General features: G+C 69.2%; 5 protein-coding genes and 1 pseudogene. 4 read left to right on the plus strand and 2 right to left on the minus strand.

The window, feature by feature from the left end; translation table 11 throughout:
• The 4 genes and pseudogenes from BDIM_RS13890 to BDIM_RS13905 all read left to right on the plus strand — a co-directional run.
• A pseudogene (locus tag BDIM_RS13890) lies at positions 1-218 on the plus strand (ABC transporter permease); the annotation flags it as partial.
• A 10-nt stretch (positions 219-228) separates the two neighbouring features.
• Positions 229-885 carry a YdcF family protein gene (locus BDIM_RS13895; protein WP_003166233.1) on the plus strand — a complete coding sequence of 219 codons (657 nt, stop codon included), beginning with the start codon at positions 229-231 and terminating at the stop codon, positions 883-885.
• Positions 882-1595, plus strand: a complete 714-nt coding sequence (locus BDIM_RS13900; RefSeq protein WP_003166234.1) for a lysophospholipid acyltransferase family protein — start codon at positions 882-884, stop codon at positions 1593-1595. The genes BDIM_RS13895 and BDIM_RS13900 overlap by 4 nt, the downstream gene beginning before the upstream one ends.
• 51 nt (positions 1596-1646) lie before the next feature.
• Positions 1647-2453, plus strand: coding sequence for a MipA/OmpV family protein (locus BDIM_RS13905; RefSeq protein ID WP_040347087.1), 807 nt, complete (start codon positions 1647-1649; stop codon positions 2451-2453).
• Positions 2454-2517: 64 nt separating this feature from the next.
• Here the strand turns inward: BDIM_RS13905 and hisC are convergent, their stop codons facing one another.
• Positions 2518-3633, minus strand: coding sequence for a histidinol-phosphate transaminase (hisC, locus tag BDIM_RS13910; protein ID WP_003166236.1), 1116 nt, complete (start codon positions 3631-3633; stop codon positions 2518-2520).
• Positions 3634-3664: 31 nt separating this feature from the next.
• A partial coding sequence (locus BDIM_RS16905) for a hypothetical protein (RefSeq protein WP_050796737.1) occupies positions 3665-4230 on the minus strand: 566 nt, incomplete at its 5' end.

Raw genomic sequence — 4230 nt, forward strand, 5'->3', positions numbered from 1 at the left:
GCCTGCTGGCCGCGTCCGCGGGCGCGGCGGGCGCGGGGCTGGCGGCGCTGATGCTGGCCGGGCTGCGCCTAATCGGTGGCGAAGGCGGGCTGACTCCGGCCCTACCGCTGGCCTGGGTCGATCTGCTGGTGCTGATCGCCTGCCCCTTGCTGGCGGGCGCCGTCGCCGTCCTGGCCGCCCGCCTCACGGCGCTGGCGAAGCTGGGCCAGCGTAGCTAGTTAGTCTCCTATGAAGTTCCTGACGCTGATCGCCGTGGTGGCGCTGATGTGGCTGACGGGCCTGTTCGTCTTCGCCGAACGGGTGCGCGGCTTCACGCCTGCGCCCGACCCCGCGCGGGCCGACGCCATTGTCTCTCTGACCGGGCCGTCGGCCGAGCGCGTCAACGCCGCCATCCGCCTGCTGGAACAGGGCAAGGGCGATCGGCTGCTGATCTCGGGCGTCAACCGTGAAGTCCGCCGCCAGGAGCTGCGCGCCCTGACGCCGGGCTCCAGCAAGCTGTTCAACTGCTGCGTCGACCTGGGTTTCGAGGCCGAGAACACCGTCGGCAACGCCCAGGAGATCGCCGCCTGGGCGCGCTCCAAGGGCTATGACGACCTGATCGTCGTGACCTCCGACTATCATATGCCGCGCAGCCTGCTGGAGATTCGCGGCGCCGCGCCGGGCGTACGGCTGACGCCCTACGCCGTCTCCACCCCGTCGCTGGACAACGCCGGGTGGTGGCGCGCGACCGAGACGGCGCGGCGCATGACGCTGGAATACATGAAGTACCTGGCCGTGCTCGGCCGCGAGGGGATGCACCGCCTGACCGGCCGTCACCCCGAACGCCCCGGCCCGACCGCCGAGGCCGACGCTGACGCCTCCGAACCGAACAAGGCCGCCGCATGACGACCGTCCGATCCCTGATCTTCACCCTGTGGCTCTACCTGTCGATGCCGCTGTTCGCCATCGGCCTGTCGCCGGCGCTGCTGATGCCGCACGGCGTCGCCATTGCGGTGATCAAGCTGTGGGCGCGCTTCGTCCTGTTCGGCCTGCGCTGGATCGCCGGGGTCAAGGTCGAGGTGCGCGGGCTGGAGCATCGCCCGACCGGCCCGGCCCTGATCGCCGCCAAGCACCAGGGCATGCTGGACGTCATCGCCCCGTTCGCCTTCCTGGACGACGCCTGTTTCGTGATGAAGAAGGAGCTGATGCCCCTGCCCTTCTTCGGCTGGTTCGCGTGGAAGACGAAGATGATCGCCGTCGACCGCGCCGCCCACGCCAAGGCGCTGAAGGACATGGTGCGCCAGACCCGCGCGCGTCTGGCCGAAGGTCGTCAGATCCTGATCTTCCCCGAGGGCACCCGCACGACGCCGGGCGAACCGGCGGACTACAAGCCCGGCGTCGCCGCCATCTATCGCGACGTGGACGCGCCCTGCTGGCCGGTCGCCACCAACTCGGGCGTGCATTGGCCGGCTCACGGCTTCAAACGCTATCCGGGCACGGTCGTTTTCGAATTCCTGCCGCCGATCCCGGCCGGGCTGAAGCGCGCCGCCTTCATGGCGGAATTGGAAAGCCGGATCGAAACGGCCTCAACCGCCTTGTTGCCGCCCAAAACCTAAGCTTTGGAGAGCGAGACCCTATATCATCAGCTGTTGACCTGGGACTCGTTCATGACCGCACACAGCCCCCTCCGCCTCGCGCTGCTGGCGGCGGCCCTCTCAGTCCTGCCGGTCTCGGCCCTGCCTATCTCAGCCATGGCGCAGTCGCAGCCGTTCATACCGGCCGAGACCCCTCAGACGTGGAAGGTCGATGTCGGCGGCGGCGTGGTGCGCGGCTTCAGCGCCACCGGCAGCAACAGCGACGAGGCCAACGTCACCGCCTGGGGCTCGGCCTCCTATCGCGACATCGTCTACGCCAACGGTCTGGACGGCCTGGGCTGGAATGCGGTCAAGCGCGACGGCTTCCATGCGGGGGTGCAGTTGCGTCCGCGTTTCGCCGCAGGCGACATCGACGGCATGGATCGGCCGGACCTAGGCGCCGACGCGGCGCTCTACGCCTTCAAACGGCTGCCGGGGAATATCGTCGTGGGCGGCCGTATCCAGCATGACGCCACCGGCGACGACGCCGGAATGGAATACTACGGCTCCATCAGCCACCAGCGCGTGACTCGCGTCGGCCTGTTGCAGACCATGGCCTATATGCGCGGCGCCAGCGACGAGCGGGTTCAGCGCTACTACGGCGTCAGCGCCGCCGAGGCCGCGAGCAGCGGCTTGACCGCCTTCGAACCTTCGGGCGGACTGTCGGCGGCGGGGGCGGCGGCCCTGTTGGCCATCCCGATCGGCGATCGCTACGGCATGGGCGCCTTCGTCAACTACGAACAGCGCCTGGGCGACATCAAGGACAGCCCCCTGATCGAGGACGACTACATCTGGCGCGCCGGGGTGATCGGCGTGTTGCGCTTCAACAGCGGGGACTAGACCATTATCGATCGGGAATAATCCATCCCGATCCAGATCAATGGTCCGCTTAAGTCCTAACGCGTCAGCGCGCCGCGAACTCGCTGAGGGCGTCGAGGACGGCACGGTTCTGGTCCGCCGTCCCGACCGTCACCCGCAGGCAGTCCGGCAGGCCGTAGCTCGCCACGCCGCGCACGATGATCCCCTGGGACTGCAGATAGTCCTGCGCCGCCGAGGCCGGGCGTTTCGCATCCGGGAAGCGGATCAGGATGAAGTTGCCCGAGGCGGGCAGCACCTCGAACCCGAAGCCGCGCACGGCCTGGATCAGGCGCGGCCGCCACTCGGCCACCAGATCGCGCGAGGCCTTCTGGTGCGCCTCGTCGCCCAGGGCGGCGATGGCCGCCTCGATCCCCGGCACGGAGACGTTGAACGGCAGGCGGATGCGGTCGATGGCCTGCTCGACCGCCAGCGGCGCATAGCCGAAGCCGACGCGCAGACCGCCCAGGCCGTGCAGCTTGGAGAAGGTGCGGGTGACGACGACGTTGGACGCCGTGCGCGCCAGGTCGAAGGCGCTCTCCCAGTCCGGTTCGGTGACGAACTCGGCGTAGGCTTCGTCGACCACCAGGATGACGTGGGCGGGCAGGCCAGCGTGCAGGCGGCGGATCTCCTCGCCCGTGGCGTAGCTGCCGGTCGGATTGGCGGGGTTGGACAGATAGACCAGCTTGGTCCGTTCATCGACCAGGGCCAGCATGGCGTCGACGTCGGCGCGAAAATCCGGTTCGGCCGCCAGTCTGACCTCGGCCTGACAGGCGCGGGCTGAAATCTGATAAGCGACGAAGGCGTACTGGCTGGTGACGATGTTGTCCCCGGCCTCCAGATAGGTCTGGTTCAGCAGGGCGAAGACCTCGTCCGAGCCGTTGCCGAAGATCAGACGTTCCGGCTCCAGCCCATGCGCCTCGGCCACGGCCGCGCGCAGACGGTCGGCCCGGCCGTCGGGATAGAGGTGGATCGAGGACACGGCGGCGGCGAAGGCCTCGCGCGCCTTTTCGCCTGCGCCCAGAGCGTTCTCGTTGGAGGACAACTTGATCGGCTTGGCCACCCCGGCGATGGCGCTCTTGCCGCCGACATAGGGGGCGATGTCCAGCACGCCGCGCTTGGGTTGAGGCGCGCCGTCGGACGGCGCCTGGTTCGCTTCAGTCATGCGCGCGTCATCCCCTGCCGATCGCAATTTGTCAGAAGACGGGAGCGGCGCCGATGACGCCGGTCAGGCCGCCGGGCGCGCCGTCCAGCCTGACGTCTTCCGCCTGCACATAGCCCGTCAGGACGAACAGCTTCAACCCGCCTCCGCCCGACAGAAATTCGGCCGCCAGACCGGCCTGGCCCAGGGCCTCGACGATGCGCGCATCCGGCCAGCCGCTGTCCGTGACCCAGAAGGTGCGGTCGTCGCCCGTCGGCCCCGGCGCCTCGGTCCCGACCATCAGCGCGCGCGGCGTCCCGGCCGCGTCATCCGGCAGGGCGGCGATGACCTTCAGCATGGGCAAGGCCAGCAACCGCCCCCACCACGGCCGCGCCGACAGATCGATCAGGGCGCGCGTCTTCTGCGCCGCCCCGTCTCGCACGGCGATCAGGGCCTGGTCCGCCTCGACCATCGGCCGCGCCGCCAGACCCCAGCGGTCAGACGCCAGCATTTGCGACAACGATCCGCAGGCGATCAAAGGCCGCCCGTCCGCCGCTTCCAGTCGTCCCAGCACGGCGCGCACCGCCGACTTTTCCGCCAGGCTCGCACCTTGCAGAACCG

The organism is Brevundimonas diminuta ATCC 11568, from assembly GCF_000204035.1.
Taxonomy (GTDB): domain Bacteria; phylum Pseudomonadota; class Alphaproteobacteria; order Caulobacterales; family Caulobacteraceae; genus Brevundimonas; species Brevundimonas diminuta.

What these genes read in the sequence shown, in the direction of transcription:
- BDIM_RS13895 (WP_003166233.1), top strand. Translation starts at nt 229, where the DNA reads ATGAAGTTCCTGACGCTGATCGCCGTGGTGGCGCTGATGTGGCTGACG.
- BDIM_RS13900 (WP_003166234.1), top strand. Translation starts at nt 882, where the DNA reads ATGACGACCGTCCGATCCCTGATCTTCACCCTGTGGCTCTACCTGTCG.
- BDIM_RS13905 (WP_040347087.1), top strand. Translation starts at nt 1,647, where the DNA reads ATGACCGCACACAGCCCCCTCCGCCTCGCGCTGCTGGCGGCGGCCCTC.
- hisC (WP_003166236.1), bottom strand. Translation starts at nt 3,633, where the DNA reads ATGACTGAAGCGAACCAGGCGCCGTCCGACGGCGCGCCTCAACCCAAG.